The sequence below is a fragment of the Streptomyces sp. NPDC048560 genome (assembly GCF_040650955.1).
Taxonomy (GTDB): Bacteria; Actinomycetota; Actinomycetes; order Streptomycetales; family Streptomycetaceae; genus Streptomyces.
Map to the genome: position 1 here is coordinate 81,951 of NZ_JBEZIJ010000012.1, position 18,817 is coordinate 100,767.

An 18,817-nucleotide genomic window follows, 5' to 3' on the forward strand; every position below is an offset into this window, starting at 1 on the left:
GATCGCGCGTCGCGCGCTCGCAGGACCGGCGAGCGTTCGCTCGGTATCACGGCCGCCGCGCGCAGGTGACCGACGTAGTCACGCCGTCCTCGTGGTCACGCCGCAGTCGGAGTCCGCTTCCCTCCGGCAGGTGCACGCGTTCAGTACGCTCCCGTAGCCGGCACCGCGAGCTACGGGAGCGTCGCTCGCGAGCTACGCGACCGAGCGGAAGGCCGGCAGGTATCCGCCGGACTGGCCCGCTGCTTTGGGGTGGTAGGAGTCGGAAACCGGGATGGCCACGCTGTGCAGCCAGGAGTCGGCTGAGCAGATCTCGTGGCCGGTGAACTCGTCGGCGACGCCCGAGAAGGTGAAGCCCGCGTTCGCCGCCTGCTTGGCGATGACACCGTTGAGCGTGTTGGAGCCCTGGTTGATCGCCGCTCGCTCGGTCTCGCTGAGCCCGGCGATACAGGTGCCGGCGAGCTTGTAGAAGCGCGGGTAGCCGAGGACGACGACGTGCGCCCGCGAGGCACGGCTCCTGATGTTGGAGTAGAGCGCGGACAGACTTCCCGGCAGGCTGCCGTTCATCTTGGACACGGCGGTGTTCACCGCCGCGACGCAGGTCGCCTCGCTGTTGAGGACGCAGGTCTGCATCACGTCGGCGAATCCGACGTCGTTACCGCCCGCCGTGACGCTGACCAGGGTGGTGGACGCGGTCAGGGCGCTGAGCTGGCCGCTGCGAACGGATCCGGTGGTGGCACCGGAGCACGCCTTGAAGGCGAACGACGCGGGGGCGTTCGACGCCGCCCACAGCGAGGGGTACGCCTTGCTGCTGCGGCGGCAGTCGCCGCTGTCCGACAGGTAGCTGCCCGCGCCGACGCCCGAGGAGTAGGAGTCTCCCAGGGCCACGTAGTTGTGTCCGGCAGCGACGGCCGACGGAGCCGCGCCGAGTGCTGTCGCGGCCACGGCGAGGGCGGTGGTCGCGGAGAGGACGATTCTTCGCCAGAGCATGCTGATGAGCCCCAAGTCTTGTGTCAGGGAAGGGGAGTGGGGGGTGCTTCTGTGGAGCGGCTCACTTCTAGCAGGGGCGAAGTACCGGCGAGTAGCCCTGCGGACGAAGGTCGTCCGTTTTGGACCGATGTTTATTTCTCCGCGCGTAGAGTCGCCCCCGTTTGTCGATTTCACGGGCCCTTCCCCGTAAAGGTCCGGCGTCCCGCGGCACGCGGGCGGGGCACCGCGCACTCGGGGCATGTCACCCGGACGGGAGCGTGACCTGCGGCGTTGAGCTGTGAAGTAGGGTGACGAACCGTACGGAGGGAGCGTGTGCGTTGACAGTTCGGGTCACCATGGCCGATGTCGCCCGTGCCGCCGGAGTGTCGTCGGCGACCGTGTCCTACGTCCTCTCCGGGAAGCGGGCCGTCGCGGAGGAGACCCGGCGGGTGGTCGAGGCTGCCATCGACGATCTGGGGTTCACCGTCAACACGGTGGCGCGGAGCCTGCGGACGGGGCGTTCGAGCGTCGTGGCGCTGGTCGTGCCCGATCTCTCCAATCCCTTCTACGCCCAGCTCGCGGCCTCCCTCCAGGAGGAACTGCGGACGCTGGGCCTGCACGTCATGGTCTGCGACACGAAGGCGGACCGGGACGAGGAACGAGCCTTCCTGAGGGAGGCGGTCCAGCAGCGGTTCGCGGGGGTCGTGATCACCCCGTTCCGACTGGTGGCGAGAGACTTCCTGACGCTGTCGGAGGCCGGTATCCCGGTGGTCGTCAGTGCCGACCTGCCCTTCGGCGAGGCGGACTTGGTGACTCCTGACGCCCGGGCCGCCATGCGCGCGGCGCTGGCGGAGGTGACGGGGGCGGGACGCCGGCGCATCGCCATGATCGCGGGTCCGCGGGACGCCACCGGCGGCGATCCCCGACTGGAGCTCCTGCGCTCCCTGGCCGCCCGGTTCGGCACCACGCTCCCGGGCCGGCTGGTCGTGCGCGGCGAGCACACCCGGGAGGCCGGCGCCATGGGCTTCCGGCACCTGATGCGCATGAAGTACCGGCCGGACGCGGTCTTCTGCGCGAACGACGCCGTCGCGATCGGCGCGATGGACGCGGCGGAGGAACTGGGGATCGGCATTCCCGGCGACGTGGCTCTGATCGGCCACGACGACGCGTCGTTCGCGTCGCTGGTGCGACCGCGTCTGAGCACGGTCAGGTATCCGGCCGTCGACGTGGGAAAGGCGGCGGCGCGGCTTCTCATCGAGCGCCTCGACGGTCGCGTGACGCGCAAGACCGTGCATGTCAAAGCCGAGTTCGTCTCGCGCGAGACCATCTGAACCGACTCCCCCGCCGGGTCGTTGGCTCAGCGTCCATGACGTATCGCGTAATCGATTACGTCCACCTCGCCGCTCGTACCCGCACAACCGCTTACATTCTCGTTTCTGCAGCTCAAAGCCCGTTTGCCGCCACTCCGACCACTCTCGCCCGCATCACGAAACGGTCGCGGCGCCCATAAGAATCCGGCGAATCTGTTGACTTTCGTTGAACTTTGTTGTGAAGGTAGCCGCCGTCGCCTCACTCAGGCGTCACGGCACCGGCTCAAGGGAGAGCACCCTCATGGCAGTTCACAAGTACGGTTCGGTCGCCCGGCGCGGTTCCCTCGTCCGGCGTGGCCTGGCCGGAGCCGTTGTACTCACCCTCTCCGCGCTCACCGCGTGCGGCGGGGGCTCCGACGACAGCGCGGACTCCGCTGCGGGGTCCGCCTGCGAACCGGCCTCGGGGAAGGTCACGCTCGACTACTGGTCATGGGTGCCCGGCATGCAGAAGGCCGTCGACCTCTGGAACAGCGAGAACCCCGGCATCAAGGTCACACTCAAGACGACGGCGTCCGGCAACGCGGGGACCTATCAGAACCTGTCCAACGCGCTGAAGGCCGACAAGGCCCCCGACCTGGGGCAGATCGAGTACGACTCACTGGCGAGCTTCCGTCTCAAGGGCGGGCTCAAGGACATCGCGAAGTGCGACGGCGTCACGGAAGCCGCGCCGAAGTTCGTCGACTGGACCTGGTCGCAGGTCGACTTCGGCGCCGAGGGCAAGGACGGCGTGTGGGCGGTGCCGCAGGACACCGGCCCGATGGCGCTCTTCTACCGCAAGGACGTCTTCGACAAGCTCGGGCTGGCAGCCCCGACGACGTGGGAGGAGTACGCGGAGGCCGCCCGGAAGATAAAGGCGGCGAAGAAGGGGCAGTACATCACCCACTTCTCGCAGACAGACCCCAACTGGTTCACCGGGCTGCTGTGGCAGAACAAAGCCCCGATGTTCGAGCGCGAAGGCGACAAGTGGAAGGTCAGCGTGGACCGGCCGGAGAGCCGCCAGGTGGCCGACTACTGGCAGAAGCTGATCGACGACGACCTCGTCGCCACCGACCTCCAGGGCTTCTCGCCCGCTCTGTACAAGTCGTGGAACGACGGTGAGGTCGTCACCTGGATCAGCGCGGCCTGGGGTTACAGCACCATTCGCGACAACGCCAAGTCGACCTCGGGCAAGTGGGCCGTCGCCCCCATGCCGCAGTGGGAAAAGGGCCAGAAGCAGGCCGGCAACTGGGGCGGTTCGACCACCGCCGTCCTCGCGGGCAGCAAGCACCCGGCCGAGGCGGCGAAGTTCGCGCTGTGGCTGAACACGGACGCGAAGGCGCTGGAGATCCTCAACAGGGAGGGCGGCCTCTATCCCGCGGCCGAGGCCGGTCTGGAACTGCCCGCGCTGCAGCAGCCGGTCGACTTCTACGGCAAGCAGAAGATCTTCGACGTCTTCTCGGAGGCGTCGGCGAACGTCGACACCGACTTCACCTGGGGTCCGACCATGACCGACACCTACCGCTTCCTCAGCGACGGCACGGCGAAGGCGACCGGCGGCGGCAGCACGCTCGCCGACGTGCTGAAGGACACCGACTCCCAGAGCGCCGAGTCGCTGCGCAAGCAGTCGCTGGACGTGACGGACTGACGCCTCAGGCCGGTCTCTCCTCCCGCCCCCGCTCCGCCGGTACGGCCCAACCCGAAGGTCACCCGTGACGACCACCGACACCCCGGTGGTGGCGCCCCGCCGCCACCGCCGCTCCCTCACACCGCTCGCGTTCCTGGCCCCCTTCCTCATCCCCTTCGTGCTCTTCACGCTCGTGCCGGTCGGCTACGCGTTCTGGCAGAGCCTGCACAGGACCGAGCGCACGGGTGGCACCTTCGGCCGCACCAGGACGGTCTTCGCCGGGTTCGAGCAGTACGCGGACGTCATGTCCGAGCCGTTCTTCGTGGACAGCCTGGTGCGCGTGGCGCTCTTCGCCGTCGTGCAGATCCCGGTGATGATCGCGCTCGCGCTCGCCCTCGCGCTGCTGCTCGACTCGGCGGTGGCCCGCCTCAAGCGGTTCTTCCGCCTGGTCTACTTCGTGCCGTACGGCATACCCGGCGTCGTGGCCGCCCTGATGTGGGCATTCCTCTACGACCCACGGCTCTCCCCCGTCGTCGACCTGCTCCGCTCGGCGCACCTCGACGTCGACCTCCTGGGACCCGACGCCATCCTGTGGTCGATCGGAAACGTCGTCACCTGGACGTACACCGGTTACAACATGCTGATCATGTACGCGGCGCTGCAGGCCGTGCCGGCCGACCTCAGCGAGGCCGCACGGGTGGACGGTGCCGGGCCGTGGACGATCGCCCTGCGCATCAAGGTGCCGGTCATCCGGCCGGCCCTCGTACTCACCGGGGTCTTCTCCCTCATCGGCACGTTCCAGCTGTTCACCGAACCGCAGGTGTTCCGCGCCATCTCCACCAGCGTGACCAGCACGTACACCCCCAACCTGGCCGCGTACTCACTCGCGGCGGGCGACCACTACAGCGAGGCCGCCGCCCTGTCCGTGCTGCTGGCCGTGACCACCTTCGCGCTGTCCTTCCTGTTCCTCCGTTTCACTGCCAGGAGGCAGGGATGACCCTCCTCACCCGTGCCGAAGGCGCACACGCCCCGACTCCCGTACGCCCGCGCCGCGGCCCCGGCCTGTCGAGCGTGCCGGTGTTCGTGTTCATGGCGCTGGTCGCCGGCTACATGCTGCTGCCCGTCTACTGGCTGCTCGTGTCCGCGACGAAGAGCCAGGGCGACCTGGTCAGCACGCCCGGCCTGCTCCCGGCCGACTGGCACCTGGGCGAGAACCTCAGCGCCCTCTTCGCACAGCAGGACGGCGTGTACCTGCGATGGCTCGTCAACAGCCTCGCGTACGCCGGGGCGGGTGCGGCCGTCGGCACGCTGCTCGCCGCCATGGCCGGATACGCGCTGGCCGTATACCGGTTCAAGGGCCGGGAAGCCGTCTTCTCGGTGATCCTCGGCGGCGTTCTGGTACCCGCCACCGCACTCGCGCTGCCGCTGTTCCTGCTCTTCGCCGAGGTGGACGCCACGAACACCTTCTGGTCGGTGTTCCTGCCCAGCGTCGTCAGTCCGTTCGGCGTCTATCTCTCGCGGATCTTCGCCACCGCCTCCATACCGGAGGAGGTCATCGAGGCGGCCCGCATCGACGGCGCCGGCGAATGGCGCATCTTCCGCAGCATCGCGCTGCGCATGATGTCGCCGGCCCTGGTGACCGTCTTCCTCTTCCAGTTCGTCGTCATCTGGAACAACTTCCTGCTCCCGCTGATCATGCTCCAGGACGACCGCCTCTACCCGGTCACCCTCGGCCTGTTCACGTGGCAGTCGCAGACCAGCCGGGCACCCGAGCTCCAGACGCTGACCCTGGTCGGCGCGCTCGTCTCGGTCGTTCCGATCGTGATCACCTTCCTCCTGCTCCAGCGCTACTGGCGCGCGGGCCTGGCCGCCGGGGCGGTGAAGTCGTGAACGGACCCGACCCGGCCGACCCCCTGGAGGCCCTGGCCCGGCGGCTCGGCGGCATCGCCTACGGGGGCGACTACAACCCGGAACAGTGGCCGCGGGACGTCTGGCACGAGGACGTACACCTCATGCGTGAGGCGGGAGTCAACCTCGTCACCGTCGGAGTGTTCTCCTGGTCCCGCGTCGAACCCCGCGCCGGCTCGTTCGACTGGACCCTGCTCGACACGGTCCTCGACCTGCTGCACGACAACGGCATCGCGGTCGACCTCGCCACCCCCACCGCCGCTCCCCCGCCCTGGTTCAGCAAGGCCCACCCGTCCTCGCTCCCGCAGAACGCGTCGGGCACCCGTCTCACCCACGGCAGCCGTCAGGCGTTCTGCCCCAGCAGTCCCGACTACGCCAACGCCTGCGACGCCGTCGTCACCGCGCTGGCGAACCGGTACGCCGCCCACCCGGCCGTCGTCATGTGGCACGTGCACAACGAGTGGGGCAACCACAACGCGCTCTGCTACTGCGACACCAGCGCAGCCGCCTTCCGCGACTGGCTCCGCGACCGGTACGCCTCCTTGGAGCGGGTCAACGACGTCTGGGGCACCGACTTCTGGGGCCAGCGGTACGGCGACTGGAACGAGATCGATCCGCCACGCGACACCACCGCCTTCCGCAACCCGGGCCAGGAACTCGACTACCGGCGCTTCTCCTCCGACGCCCTGCTCACCCGGCACCGGGCCGAGAGCACGCTGCTGCGCGACCTCGCGCCCGGCATCCCGGTCACGACCAACCTGCTGGGCACCCTGGAGAAGAAGGTCGACGGCCACGCCTTCGCCCGGTACTCCGACATCGTCTCCATCGACCACTACCTCGTCGCGGCCGATCCCGGCAACCACGTCGACCTGGCGCTCAACGCCGACCTGGCCCGCGGCATGGCCGGCGGCCGCCCCTGGCTGCTCATGGAACACTCCACGTCCGCGGTCAACTGGCAGCCCGTCAACGTGCCGAAGGGGCCCGGCGAGATGCGCCGCAACAGCCTCACTCACCTGGCCCGCGGCGCCGACGGCATCATGTTCTTCCAATGGCGGCAGTCCCGGGCGGGCGCGGAGAAGTGGCACTCCGCGATGCTTCCGCACGGCGGCACCCGGACCCGCACCTGGGCCGAGGTCACCGCCCTCGGCTCCGAGCTCGCCGCCCTGTCCGAGGTACGCGGCACCCGGGTGCGGGCGGACGTGGCGATGCTCTTCGACTGGCACGCCTGGTGGGCCCTGGAACTCGAGGCCCGCCCTTCCGAGCACATGCGCTACCTGGACACGGTCAGGGACTGGTACGGCGCCCTCTGGGACCTCGGGGTCACGTGCGATCTCGTCGCGCCCGACGCCGACCTGACTCCGTACCGGGCCGTCGTCGCGCCCAGCCTGTACCTGGTGTCCGACGCGGACGCCGATGCCCTGCACGCTTATGTGAGGGGTGGCGGTCACGCCGTGCTCGGCCCGTTCAGCGGGGCCGTCGACTCCTACGACAGGGTGCGGACCGGGGGGCACCCCGGTGCGTTCCGCGATCTTCTGGGCCTCGTCGTCGACGAGTACGTGCCCCTGCGGGAGGGCGAATCGGCGCTGCTGTCCGACGGCTCCCGTGCGCGGTTGTGGACCGAGCGGGTCGAGTCGCGCGGCTGTACCGCTCGACTGCGGTTCGCGGACGGCCCCGCCGGGGGCCCCGCCCGCGGCGGCCCGGCCGTGACCCGGCACTCCTACGGCGCCGGCGCCGGCTGGTACGCGGCGGCGGCTCTGCCCCCGCGATCCTTGCGCGATCTCCTCGACGCCGTCTGCCGGGAGGCCGGGGCCGCCCCGACGGCGGCCGTTCCCCCCGGTGTCGAGGCCGTGCGCCGCAGCGCCGGCGACCGGTCGTACCTCTTCCTCATCAACCACACGGACGGGGAGGTGACCGTTCCGGTCGAAGCCCACACACGGCTCGACGGCTCGGCGCTCCAGGGCCGCGCATCCGTTCCAGCGGGTGATGTGGTGGTCCTGCGGGAACAGCCCGCATCAACCGCCTGGGCCGTACGACACCGGGAAGTGGACCGCTGATGTCACTCGTCGAGATCGACCGCCCTTCGGGGACCGTACTCCTGCACGCCGGCGGCACCGGTTACGTGCTTCGCGTCGACGGAGCCGCCGGGACCGTACGCCTGGTGCACTGGGGAGCGCCTCTCCCCCTGGAGGACGCCCTCGCGCTGCGCGAGCCGGACTTTGTGGGGAGCAGCTTCCACAGCCCGCTCGACGGTACGGAGGAACTGGCCCTCGAAGGTCAGGTGCGGTTCGCCCTTCCCGCCCTGGACGTGCGGTACGCGGACGGCACCAGCTCGGTCGAGCCCGCCGTCGACGGTTACGGCGTCCGGGAGGACGGCGACAGCGCACAGCTGACGGTGAGTCTCCGCGACGCCGGGCGTCCACTCAAGTGGGAGCTGCACTACCGGGTCCGCGGGGACTGCCCTGTCATCGAACGCTGGACCGAAATACTGCACACCGGAACCCCCCAGGAACCGCCGTTGTCTCTGGTGCGGCACGCGGCCGCGCAGTGGAATCTTCCCGTCCTGCCGGCCTACCGGATGAGTTCCGTGCACGGGCAGTGGGCGGGTGAGTTCCAGCTGCGCCGGACCCCCCTCACCGTCGGCGAGACGACCCTCACCAGCAGGCGCGGCCACACAGGCCACCAGAGCAACCCCTGGCTCGCCCTCGACGCCGGGGACGCGACCGAGGAATGCGGCGAAGTGTGGACCGTGGCCCTGGCCACGGCGGGGAGCTGGCGGATGACGGCGGTGCGCTCGGCGGAGGGCCGGTGCAGTGTGCTGGGCGGCAGCGGTCACGAGGGTGTGGAAATCTCCCTCTCTCCGGGCGAGAGCTGGACGACCCCGGTCAGCACCGGGCAGTACACACCCGGCGGCTTCGGCGGGGCCTCCCGGGCCTACCACGCCTACGTACGGGAGCACGTACTGCCCGCACCCGGGGAGCGGCGGCCGGTGCTCTACAACTCATGGGAGGCGACTGCCTTCGACGTCACCTTCGACGGGCAGCGGGAGCTGGCCGAGCTGGCCGCCCGCGTCGGCGCAGAGCTCTTCGTCGTCGACGACGGCTGGTTCGGAGCCCGCGACAGCGACCGAGCGGGCCTCGGGGACTGGACCCCCCGGCCGTCCGCCTTCCCCGATGGCCTGCGCCCGCTGGCCGACCACGTACACGGACTGGGCATGCGGTTCGGGCTGTGGGTCGAACCGGAGATGGTCAGCCCGGACAGCGATCTGTTCCGCGAACGGCCGGGGTGGGTTCTGCACCTGCCCGACCGCACCGCCCACACCCTGCGCAACCAACTGGTGCTCGACTTCTCGCGGCCCGAGGTCACCGACTGGGCCCTCGACTGGCTGCTGCGCACCGTCGACGCCTGCGGTGTGGACTTCCTCAAGTGGGACTTCAACCGGTCCTTCACGGAAGCGGGTTCAGTCGGCCGCCGCCCTGATGGGCGCAGGATCTTCATCGAACACGCCCTGGGCGCCCATCGCGTGCTCGACCGGCTGCGCGCCGCCCGGCCCGCCCTGCGGATCGAGACCTGCTCGGGCGGCGGCGGACGGGTCGATCTGGCGAGCCTGGCCCACACCGACCAGGCGTGGGCCTCGGACAACACCGACGCGGTGGACCGGCTGAGCATCCAGTACGGCTTCTCGCAGCTCTATCCCGCTCAGGTGATGGGTGCTTGGGTCACCGACAGCCCGAATCCCCACACCGGGCGGGCCGTACCTCTGCGGTTCCGCCTGCACAGCGCGATGGCCGGGGCACTGGGGATCGGCGGTGACCTGACGCGGTGGCCGGAGAGTGACCTGAACGAGACGACCGAGTACATCGCCCGCTACAAAGCGGTACGGTCCACCATCCAGACCGGCGACCTGTACCGCCTGGGCTCCCCGGCGGACGGGTCCCACTGCGCGCAGTACGTCGCCCGCGACGGCGGCGAGAGCGTGGTCCTCCAGTGGCGGCCGGGCCCGGCCGAACGCACGGCACTGCCCCGGTTGAAGCTACGCGGCCTCGATCCCGATGCGGTGTACCGCATCGACGACGACAGCGGGGCAGTGCCGGCGGGAACGAAACACCGCGGTGCCGCGCTGGCGGCGTACGGTGTCGCCGCGCAGTTGCCGCCCGGCGGCTACGCGAGCAGGATGCTGACACTGCGTCGGGTGGACTGACCGCACGGCGGCCCGGTCCCGCACGCTGTTCCTGTCCCACTTCCCGGCGAGGGCGGGCCCCTGACCGGGCTCTGCCCGCCCCACGTCACGCCGCCGCCTCAATTGTCCGACCGGTCGCACAGCCAGGACCGTTGCGGTACTAGACAGCGCCGCGCCAAGATCCGGTCTCGTGGCCGCGGTCCTCGATGTAGCTCTTGAACCGCTTCAGGTCGCCGGTGATCTGCCGCTTGACGAAACCGAGCTTGTCTCCGACCGTCTCGGCGAAGCCGTCCGGGTCGTAGTCGAGCTGGAGCATCACCTTGGTCCTGACGTCGTCCAGGCGGTGGAAGGTGACCACGCCGGCCTGCCTGACCTCCCCGCCCAGTGTGGTCCACGCAACCCGCTCGTCGGGGATCTGCTCGGTGATCTCCGCGTCGAACTCCTTGGTCACGCCTCCGATCTTCGCGACCCAGTGCGTCATGGTGTCGGTGCGCTGCTCGATGCGTTCCACGCCATCCAAGAAGTGGGGGAACGTCTCGAACTGCGTCCACTGGTTGTAGGCCGTGCGCACGGCGACGTCGACCTCGACGGACTCTTCGACCTTCGACACGGTAGGTCCTTCCTCTTCGCCGACCGGGCGGTGCCCAGCCGTACCCGGGGAGCCTTTCCCCTGTCGGCGCCCCTGCCCGCGTTGCCGACGTCCATGCTCCCGACGGGACGCACCAGCAGGATTCAGCCAGAACGCCCGGGCTCAAGACGGAGACAACGAGCGTCCAGGCTCCGCCGGAAGCTCCGCGAAAGCCTGCACACGGCTTCGCCGATTTCAGCGCGCACATCAGCCGAATCAGGATGCTCGACGGCCTCCTGCCCCCGAGAACCCTGCGAGCGCCGTGCAGGGCACGGCAGGGAGTCGTTCAGGTGCCCGTCGCGTCGAGCAGGGCGAGAACGTCCTCAGTGGGCCGGACATCGCCGAAAGACAGGTAGACCGTGCGCAGAGTGGCGTTGTGGTCCTGGTCGCGGCCGGTGGAGTTGGCGTCGGCGACCATGACGACTCGGTAGCCGAAGGTGCAGGCGTCCCGTGCTGAGCTTTCGCAGCACATGTTCGTGACCGTGCCGGTGATCAGAACCGTGTCGATCCCGCGCTCCTGGAGCAGGCCGGGGAGCGGGCAGCGGCCGGGGAAGAACGCGCTGGGTGCGGACTTCTCCACCACCAGGTCATCGGTGCTGGTGGTGAGCTCGTGCCACAGCCGGTTTCTGAGAGGGCCGGTGCCACCGGAGTTGCGGAACATCTCGGCTGCCGCGGGGCCGTGGAATTCGTCGCCGACCGGGGTCCCGTCGGTGCGTGCGGGCAGGACCCAGGCGACCGTTCCCCCGGCACGGCGCAGGTGGTCGGCGAGCCGGCGGATGTTCGGGACGATGCCGCGGGCATAGGGGTTGGCGTCGACGAAGAACGGCACCATGTCGATGACGACCAGCGCGGTGCGGGCGGGTTCCAGGCTCGTGTACGCGAACCGGCGGCCGCGTCGTTCCTCCTGGCGCCGGTACTCCCGGTTCTCGATGTGCCAGGCGTGGGTGAGTGCCTCGGGGTCCGGCAACACGGTGCTCCTGTCAGTCGTGGTCGGGGCGGAGCTTGCGGTGGGTGCCTGAGCGAGCGATGTCCAGGTCCAGGAGGGAGGTCAGCGTTGTGCCGTTGTTCCAGAAGCCGAGCAGGTTGATGTCGACCAGCGTCAGGCTCTGCCGGGCAGCGAATTCACGGGCCGGTTTCGTGAAGACGCAGGAGGCGACGAAGACGGGGACGTCTGCGCCGTGTTCGGCGCGGGCGGTGCCGTTGAATGTCTGGATGTCGCGGCTGCCGACCGTGCGGTGCTTCGCGTAGCGCTTGGCCTGAATGACGATCTTCCGTCCGTCGGGTAGGCAGCCGGTCACGTCGGCTCCCAGATCGCCGGAGCCTCCGACCCGCTTCACTTCTGTGCAGCCGTCCCTGCGGCACAGCTGGGCGATGTACTCCTCGAACTCGCGGTCGTCCATCGCCCACACCGCCTCCAGCGACCGCCGCGCCTGTCGCCGCGCTTCTTCGCCGAGCCGGGCCTTCTCGGCTTGCGCTTCGCGCCGCCCGGCGCGTACCAGACCCGTGACAACCGTCGCGGTCACAACGGCGGCGAACGCCACCAGCAGCACTGTCCCCATGCGTGTGCCCCTCCCCTGTTTCGGCGGTGCGCCGCTTTGTTGTTCCCCAGCGGACAGCCGGTCTATCCGACAGATCCGAGAGACCCGATAGATCCGGCAGGCACGCATGGAGCCACTGCGGTTCGGTGGCGGCGAAGGTTCGGGTTCCGGCCTGCTGCAAAAGCCGTGGCCACGGGTGCGGCCTGTGAGGGAGTCTGTGCACATGCCTCGACGTCTCATGTTCGTGCAGTTGAAAACTGGTTACGACACCGACCGTGGACCCTCCTGGATCGGCTGGGTGGACTTCTCGAAGACCTGGAGCACTGCTTACGTGCACGGGAGGACACTGCGCCGGGCAAAGGGGATGTTCGACGCGAACTTCTACGACGCACAGACCAACGAGGAGTTCTGGGTCTCCGGACCGAAACGGGACCGCGCCGACACCCGCTACTCCCCTTCCGACCCTGAAATCGACCCGGAAGCTGCCGGCACCTATCGAGCCTTTCTGGCGGGCGCGCCTCTGCCGGGCCGGGAGAACGGCTGACTGGGGCTTCGCGAGCGGGTTCGTCCGGCCTCGATCTCGATCAAGTCGGCGCGCGGCCGCGCGGGACGTCACGACACCGTCCAGTCCGCCACGATTCGCATGACGATGCCTGAGCCGTAGTGCGGAGCGATGCTGCGCCAGCGCCGGCCACGCGTGCCAGTAGCCGGACGTGGCAACTCACCTGCCCGCATCCAGTCCTCTCCAGACAGCGGGCATCAGCTACCTCAGTCCCTGAGCTCGATGGCGACGTCGCCGAAGGACGCGGCGAGCGCTCGGGCGATCAGTTCCGGCAGTTTCGTCTGCCCGTCCTCCTGTGCCCAGCGCGTCAGCGCTGTGTGCATCGCGGCCAGGCACGCGCTGGTCGCTGCCTGGGCACGGAACGCGGTGTCGGGATCGGCCGTGTCGGCCCCGAGTGCGCCGACAATGGCCTGCTGCAGCGCGTACTGGCTGTCCAGGTGCCGCGCCCGCAGCGCGGGAGTCGAGACCATGAGCCGGAGGCAGTCCAGCAGGAACCGTTCGTTCGCCTCCGGTTCGTCCCCGTCACCGCCGGTCAACTCCGTGGCCGCGTCGACGAGTGCGCCGCCGACGCGGCGCACCAAGGGGTGCGTCTCGGACGACGCGGCCACCCGCTCGGCGATGAGCCGGGCAGGCTGCTCGATGAGGACCAGATCTTCCTTGGTGGGGAAGTGCCGGTACACGGTCATCGCCGAGACGCCGGCGGCCCCGGCGACGTCGGCCACCGTCACCGCGTCGTAGCCACGGTCGGTGAACAGCCGTACCGCGTGCCCTTGAATCACCCGGCGCGTCTCAAGTCGCTGTCGCTCCCGCAGGGTGGGTTGCCGTTCTCTCATGTGATAGACACTACCGTAATGTTAGTGACTAACAGATGGATGAGGTGGACGGCATGACTGGTTCGGTTCGCAGGACGGCGCTGGTGACGGGTGCGTCGCGTGGCATCGGGCAGGCGATCGCGACCCGGCTCGCGGCCGAAGGGGCCATGGTCATCGTGCACTTCGGCACGGACGAGGGCGGGGCGGCGGCCACGGTCGAGAGGATCGAACGCGCCGGCGGGAGCGCCTTCGCCGTCGGGGCCGAACTGGGTAGGGACGGTGACGTCGAGAGGCTCTTCACCGGCGTAGAGGCCGGCTTGGCCGGTCGACCGCTCGACATCGTGGTCAACAATGCCGCGGCAGCACCGGCCGGACCGCTCGGTGCGACGACACGGGCAGAGTTCGACCACCTGTTCGCCGTGAACGTGCGAGCCCCCTACTTCATCATCGAACAGGCACTGCCCCTGATGCGGGAAGGCGGCCGGATCATCACGATCTCGTCGGTGGCGACCCGGATGGCCAACCCGGCCCAGACGTCCTTCGCCATGACGAAGGCTGCGGTCGAGACGATGAGCAGGACTCTGGCCAACCAGCTGGGAGCCCGAGGGATCACGGTGAACGCGGTCGCTCCCGGAGCAACCAGGACTCCGACCAACGAGGCCGTCTTCGACGTGCCGGGCCTCGCCGAACAGATCGCCGGCATGACAGCACTCGACCGACTGGGCGGGCCCGGCGATGTCGCCGACGTGGTCGCCTTCCTTGCGTCCGACGCCGCCCGCTGGGTCACAGGCCAGGTCATCGACGCGAGCGGAGGCCTGTTTCTCGGCCCACGCGTTTGACCGACGAGGGCAACGCACCGGCCTCATCGCACCGGTATTCCCGCTCGGCGCTGTCCGAACCGGTGCCCGTCTCGTCACCATGGTCGGCAGCCGCCTCCAGAGCTGAGGTTCTGGCGCAGGTTCTGTGGAGCGGCACGCCGAGTGACGGCGAGCGTCGGGCGAGGCGCCTCAGTTTCTGTCGCTGCGCGCCAGGCTGCTTTTCCCTGACGGCAGGTTCCTGTTGCTCCGATCGAGCGGTGCGGTCCCACTCATGCCCTCAGGTCCCAGTGACCAGCAGAAGCGGCGCTATGTTCGCCTTCGGTCACACCAGAGGACACGGAGAGCGCGCATGAGTTATGGCGCCTGTTGGTTGGCTCGCGTCGCCGTGTTCGTGGCGGGCCTTGGGCTTGTCGCAGCCTGCGGTTCGGGAGGGGGCCCCGGCGAGGACGACGCATCCCCCACTCCTTCGTCCCCGAGCCCCACGGCATCCACTCCGGACCCCACCGGTTCACAGACGAACGCGACACCTTCGACGTCCGCCGGTTCTCGTTCCTACGGGGGCGAGTCGGTCGCCCCGCATCGGCCTGTTCCGAAGCACACCGGACCGTCGAAGAAGACGGATCCCGAGATCGCTCCGTCGGATGCTCCGTCGGAACCCCCTTCTCCCGTTTGCCCCGGCGCTCCCGGTTGTTCCCCGACTCCTGGGAACCGCGAGCAAGAGCCCGCGCCGGACGGCACGTGAGCGAAACAGAGCCTCGCCTTGAGCGGTGGGCCAAGCGGGCAGGCCCGGACCCGGCGTCGCCGACCGCGCTGGTCAATATCGTGGTTGCCCAGGCGTCGTTCATCGCCGCGTTGATGTTCTACGTCGGCGTGATCTACACGAGCGCGTATTACGGCTACTTCCACCTTTCGCCCTTCTCTCTCGGCTTCGGCTTTGCTGAGTTCGTCCTGCAGAGCTTGCAACTGATGACCTTTCCGGTCCTCGTGGGCGCCGTCGTGCTGCTCATCGCGGTTGCCATCAGCGGGCGCCGACCGCGACAAGCGCTACCCAACGGTTTGGTGCGCGGCACGTCGCTGGGTACGTCGGCTCTGGCCCGCTACTACTTGGTCGTCGTGGGCGCAGGCCTGCTCCTGCTCATCCTGTGGTGGCAATGGCAACTGTTGCTGCCCTACCGCTGGGTCGGCCCGCTTCTCATCGGCATCGGTCTGCTGCTCGGTGAAGTACGTCCGACTGACGTGGATCGGCCGAGGGGCCTGTTGGACACAGCTGTGCCGATCTTCGCCGCCGGAGTGTTCCTGCTCTGGGCTGTCACCCTGGCAGCAGGCCAGCTCGGCGAACAGACGGCCAAGAACGAGGCCCGCGATGTGGTCAAGCGCACGGGCCTGGTGGTCTACAGCGCGCAGCGACTCGGTCTCCGCTCACGATCACCGGATCTCCACTTCGACGACCTCGGCAAGAACGTCCACCTTCGCTACCGCTACACGGGCCTGCGGCTCATCACGGCACGCGAGGGGCGCTACTACGCCGTGCCTATCGGATGGAGGGCAAAGACCGATCATGTCTACGTCATCCGGGAAGCCGACCATGTGCGCATCGAGTTCACGCCCGGCGTGCAGTAGACGCAGGATCCGTCGAGACTTCCAAGCAGGCGCGCAGGGCTACCGCAGGTCGAAGACGTGACAGACCGCCCGCAGCAGCACGGACTGCGTGGGCAGGTCCCGGCCCACATGACGCGAGGCGGCACGGCCAGGGGTTCGCACCCGCCGCGCGCCACTGCCACACCTGCGGTTGACGTGGCCCTCGACGACGCCTGAGCGTCTTGGCAGGGTCAGTCCGGCGGTGACCTCCCGTCAGAGGGTCATTCTCCGCGTGCTGTGACGTGCGGGAAGAACTGGATGGAGGTGCTTGCAGCTCTGCGACATGATCACGCAATGGCCGGAATGAGAATAGTGGTATGTCTGCCGGGTTCGGCAGCTGGGCAGGTGGACGCGGCGGTGGCGGAGGCGATGGCTCCGTTCGAACGGGAGAAGGGGCTCGGCGCGGAATTCGACATCTGGGACCACTACCGGATCTGCGGCGGCGCTTCGGGCGGCGGCTTCGCTGTCCACGCCGGCTTCGAAAAGGATCCGCGACTTCTGCATGACCGACCGCGGTATGACGGTACAACTGAGCCCAGCCAACACGGCATGTGCGCCGGCGGACCCCGAGGCCTGCTCGACCTCACCGCGAGCCACTCGGAGTCCGTCGCCCTGGCCGGCCGGGCGTGGGAGCTGTGGGCGGAGCTGTCCGGCCGCTATCCCACGCCCCATTCGTACGAACTGTTCCTGCAACGCAGCAAGGCGGAGATGAATGTCCCGCCCTTTCTCCAGTTCCGCATGGAGGGTTGGCCTGACCCATTCACCCCGGCTTGTGAGCGCTACCAGGCGCAGCCCCTCATCGGCGCCTACCTGTCCGCGCTGGACGAACTCAAGAGCAGGGCCCGCGCCCACCGTTACGGCCCCGGCTTCCTGGACATCTGGGATCCCCTGGTGAGCGTCGGTGGTCTCGCCCGCGGGGAGTTCGTCCGCGACCACTCGCTGTGCGACGGAGCGAACCTGCCCAACGTGCTCACCCTGGACGGCTGGTGGTACGCGGACGGCGAAGATGGGATCCACAGTGCCTGCGGCGGCCGCTCCGTGTGCCCGCACGCACAGGACATCGCACCAGGTTCGAACGTCGCCGTGCAGCGTTACCTGCAAGGCGTACCGGACAACACCCTTCTGGTCTACTTGCACCTTCACGTGTGACCAGCGTGATGCTTTTGGCGCCTCACCTGAAGGTGGGTGCGTGGAGACCGCTGTCTCAGGAAGGTTCAGAACAGGCGCATACGCAACGAACACCGGGGGGAGCATTCGCCAAGCTCAGTGGATCGAGTCAGCTGGGCTGTTGATCCGACCGTTGGAGTCGCCGACTCGCCGCGTTGCGAACACGGCGGGTTCGTCCCCGTTCGGCCAGCAGGCTGAAGACCTCGGGTGCGGTGACTATCTCGACAGTCGTGGCTGTGCGCTGGAACCAGTCGGACGCACCGGTGAGGTCCTCGGCGGTCCACGGCTCACGCAACGCGATCGCTCGGAGCAGCGTCCACTCGTTCAGACGGCGGACGAGGAACGATCGGTCGGCGACCACGGTGGCCATCATCTGGGCCCAGGCGGTGAACGTCGGGTCGGTGAGCAGTTGGGCAACCCGGCGTTCCACGTGGTGGTTGACCGCAGACTCCGCCATTGACATGACCGGGTCGCGTAGCACGGTGGTCACCAGATCGGCCTCGTCCGCCTCCGCTACGCCGTCGAGGGCCCGCAGGTAGTGGCGGAAGCGAAGGTGCTCGGGGGGCTCTTCATCGAGGTCGGGGCCGGTCATACGGCAATCCTTTCGGGCCGCCCGATCAGCCGGCCGCGTTTCGAAGTGGGCGCCGACCCGACCGGGGCGACGAGGTGAGGTGCGTTGACCGCGCGCCGGCGGGCCTGCGCGGACTCGATCGATTGAGAAGTGAGGAAGCCAGGTGAGGGGTGAGAGAGGCAGGCGAAGGCTTGCAGCATGACAGCGGTGTGTGCCGTAGGGAAGCGGGATCATCGGCCCTGCAGGCCGTCGGTCTCTGCGGAAGTGGGTCCCTCCGGCGTGCCGACGTCGACACCCGTCGGTCGACCGTGCGGGCTCTCGGAGACCGCGGAGCGCGACAGGCGGATGTCGTACTCGGTCCAGCAATCGGAGATCTCGATGCCGACCTCGCTGTCGCACCGGCCGCACAGCAGATTCGGGCCGTTGAGTCCGTCGCGTCTGCAACACCCGTAGAGCCGGGAGGAGTCCACATGGGGCCGCAGCAGCACACCGTCCAACGGATTGATCACCCAGGTGGCAGTCGCATCAGCGGGACCGAATGGTTCCGGGTCCGAGGAGAAGGAACCCACCCTCACCGTCGAGGGGCCGTACGTGTAGTGCTCCCTGCGCCTCACCCGCGGCAGCGGCTTCCAATCACACTGCTCCAGTGGATTCGACAGGGGCGCACTGCACGACCGGCATCTGAATACGATCAGCACTGTCAAACTTCTCCCGTACGAATTGCGTCGACGGTTGCCATCCAAGCCCCAAGTTCGCTGTGTGACCAGAGCCGGTACCGCAGGTCCACCGAGCATCGAGAAGGTGGAGGCGAGCAGGCAGGCAGTCAGTACACGGTCTGGACGACAGCGACAACCAGGTCCGCCCACCGCGGGACACCGAACCGCTCCGCATGTGGCTGTCGTTGCAGGATGGAGCATGACATTGAGTCGGGCGGATCTGTTGGCACTGCTGCGAGACCTCGATGACCCGGAGTGGCCGCAGCACTACAACCGCGATGAGGCTGCTGCCCACTTCGGCGGCCTGCTGACCCGGCTCGAAGGCCCCGAAAGCCTCTGAGCT

Annotated in this window: 18 protein-coding genes; 11 read left to right on the forward strand and 7 right to left on the reverse strand. The window is 68.7% G+C overall.

Going from position 1 to position 18,817, the window contains the following annotated elements; all coding sequences use genetic code 11:
* Positions 1-192 precede the first annotated feature (192 nt).
* The gene (locus AB0C82_RS28930; protein WP_362847421.1) at positions 193-987 is read right to left on the reverse strand and encodes an SGNH/GDSL hydrolase family protein; all 795 of its coding nucleotides are present in this window, start codon (positions 985-987) and stop codon (positions 193-195) included.
* Between the two features lie 317 nt (positions 988-1,304).
* Here AB0C82_RS28930 and AB0C82_RS28935 point away from each other — a divergent pair, with 317 nt between their 5' ends.
* From AB0C82_RS28935 to AB0C82_RS28960, 6 genes are all read left to right on the forward strand, one after another.
* A complete protein-coding gene (locus tag AB0C82_RS28935; RefSeq protein ID WP_362847424.1) occupies positions 1,305-2,297 on the forward strand; it encodes a LacI family DNA-binding transcriptional regulator in 993 nt (330 codons plus the stop codon).
* Between the two features lie 280 nt (positions 2,298-2,577).
* Complete coding sequence (locus AB0C82_RS28940; RefSeq protein ID WP_362847427.1) at positions 2,578-3,960, forward strand: extracellular solute-binding protein; 1,383 nt, start codon at positions 2,578-2,580, stop codon at positions 3,958-3,960.
* 64 nt (positions 3,961-4,024) lie between these two features.
* Entirely contained in the window at positions 4,025-4,936 is a 912-nt protein-coding gene (locus AB0C82_RS28945) for a sugar ABC transporter permease (RefSeq protein ID WP_362847429.1), read from the forward strand.
* Positions 4,933-5,829, forward strand: coding sequence for a carbohydrate ABC transporter permease (locus tag AB0C82_RS28950; RefSeq protein WP_362847431.1), 897 nt, complete (start codon positions 4,933-4,935; stop codon positions 5,827-5,829). Before AB0C82_RS28945 ends, AB0C82_RS28950 begins: the two co-directional genes overlap by 4 nt.
* On the forward strand, positions 5,826-7,901 hold the full coding sequence (locus tag AB0C82_RS28955; RefSeq protein WP_362847434.1) for a beta-galactosidase: 2,076 nt from the start codon (positions 5,826-5,828) through the stop codon (positions 7,899-7,901). The genes AB0C82_RS28950 and AB0C82_RS28955 overlap by 4 nt, the downstream gene beginning before the upstream one ends.
* Positions 7,901-10,045, forward strand: a complete 2,145-nt coding sequence (locus AB0C82_RS28960) for an alpha-galactosidase (RefSeq protein ID WP_362847437.1) — start codon at positions 7,901-7,903, stop codon at positions 10,043-10,045. The genes AB0C82_RS28955 and AB0C82_RS28960 overlap by 1 nt, the downstream gene beginning before the upstream one ends.
* 139 nt (positions 10,046-10,184) lie before the next feature.
* Here the strand turns inward: AB0C82_RS28960 and AB0C82_RS28965 are convergent, their stop codons facing one another.
* The 3 genes from AB0C82_RS28965 to AB0C82_RS28975 form a co-directional block, all read right to left on the reverse strand.
* The gene (locus tag AB0C82_RS28965; protein WP_362847440.1) at positions 10,185-10,634 is read right to left on the reverse strand and encodes an SRPBCC family protein; all 450 of its coding nucleotides are present in this window, start codon (positions 10,632-10,634) and stop codon (positions 10,185-10,187) included.
* A gap of 304 nt (positions 10,635-10,938) precedes the next feature.
* A complete protein-coding gene (locus tag AB0C82_RS28970; RefSeq protein WP_362847443.1) occupies positions 10,939-11,619 on the reverse strand; it encodes an isochorismatase family cysteine hydrolase in 681 nt (226 codons plus the stop codon).
* A gap of 13 nt (positions 11,620-11,632) precedes the next feature.
* Positions 11,633-12,211 (reverse strand): restriction endonuclease, encoded by a 579-nt coding sequence (locus AB0C82_RS28975; protein WP_362847446.1) that lies wholly within the window; start codon positions 12,209-12,211, stop codon positions 11,633-11,635.
* Positions 12,212-12,413: 202 nt separating this feature from the next.
* Between AB0C82_RS28975 and AB0C82_RS28980 the strand changes: the two genes are divergently transcribed.
* A complete protein-coding gene (locus AB0C82_RS28980) occupies positions 12,414-12,734 on the forward strand; it encodes a hypothetical protein (protein ID WP_362847449.1) in 321 nt (106 codons plus the stop codon).
* Positions 12,735-12,958: 224 nt separating this feature from the next.
* Here the strand turns inward: AB0C82_RS28980 and AB0C82_RS28985 are convergent, their stop codons facing one another.
* Positions 12,959-13,585 (reverse strand): helix-turn-helix domain-containing protein, encoded by a 627-nt coding sequence (locus tag AB0C82_RS28985; RefSeq protein ID WP_362847452.1) that lies wholly within the window; start codon positions 13,583-13,585, stop codon positions 12,959-12,961.
* A gap of 53 nt (positions 13,586-13,638) precedes the next feature.
* Between AB0C82_RS28985 and AB0C82_RS28990 the strand changes: the two genes are divergently transcribed.
* The 3 genes from AB0C82_RS28990 to AB0C82_RS29000 all read left to right on the forward strand — a co-directional run bounded on the left by AB0C82_RS28990 (position 13,639) and on the right by AB0C82_RS29000 (position 17,169).
* Positions 13,639-14,403 carry an SDR family oxidoreductase gene (locus tag AB0C82_RS28990; RefSeq protein WP_362847454.1) on the forward strand — a complete coding sequence of 255 codons (765 nt, stop codon included), beginning with the start codon at positions 13,639-13,641 and terminating at the stop codon, positions 14,401-14,403.
* A 717-nt stretch (positions 14,404-15,120) separates the two neighbouring features.
* Complete coding sequence (locus AB0C82_RS28995) at positions 15,121-16,002, forward strand: hypothetical protein (protein ID WP_362847456.1); 882 nt, start codon at positions 15,121-15,123, stop codon at positions 16,000-16,002.
* A 276-nt stretch (positions 16,003-16,278) separates the two neighbouring features.
* On the forward strand, positions 16,279-17,169 hold the full coding sequence (locus AB0C82_RS29000; RefSeq protein ID WP_362847459.1) for a hypothetical protein: 891 nt from the start codon (positions 16,279-16,281) through the stop codon (positions 17,167-17,169).
* A 127-nt stretch (positions 17,170-17,296) separates the two neighbouring features.
* On the opposite strand, the gene AB0C82_RS29005 is transcribed toward AB0C82_RS29000, so the two are convergent.
* Both AB0C82_RS29005 and AB0C82_RS29010 read right to left on the reverse strand, forming a co-directional pair.
* Positions 17,297-17,779 (reverse strand): hypothetical protein, encoded by a 483-nt coding sequence (locus tag AB0C82_RS29005; RefSeq protein WP_362847462.1) that lies wholly within the window; start codon positions 17,777-17,779, stop codon positions 17,297-17,299.
* Positions 17,780-17,988: 209 nt separating this feature from the next.
* Positions 17,989-18,267 carry a hypothetical protein gene (locus AB0C82_RS29010; protein WP_362847465.1) on the reverse strand — a complete coding sequence of 93 codons (279 nt, stop codon included), beginning with the start codon at positions 18,265-18,267 and terminating at the stop codon, positions 17,989-17,991.
* 406 nt (positions 18,268-18,673) lie between these two features.
* Here AB0C82_RS29010 and AB0C82_RS29015 point away from each other — a divergent pair, with 406 nt between their 5' ends.
* The gene (locus AB0C82_RS29015; RefSeq protein WP_362847468.1) at positions 18,674-18,814 is read left to right on the forward strand and encodes a hypothetical protein; all 141 of its coding nucleotides are present in this window, start codon (positions 18,674-18,676) and stop codon (positions 18,812-18,814) included.
* Positions 18,815-18,817: the final 3 nt, after the last annotated feature.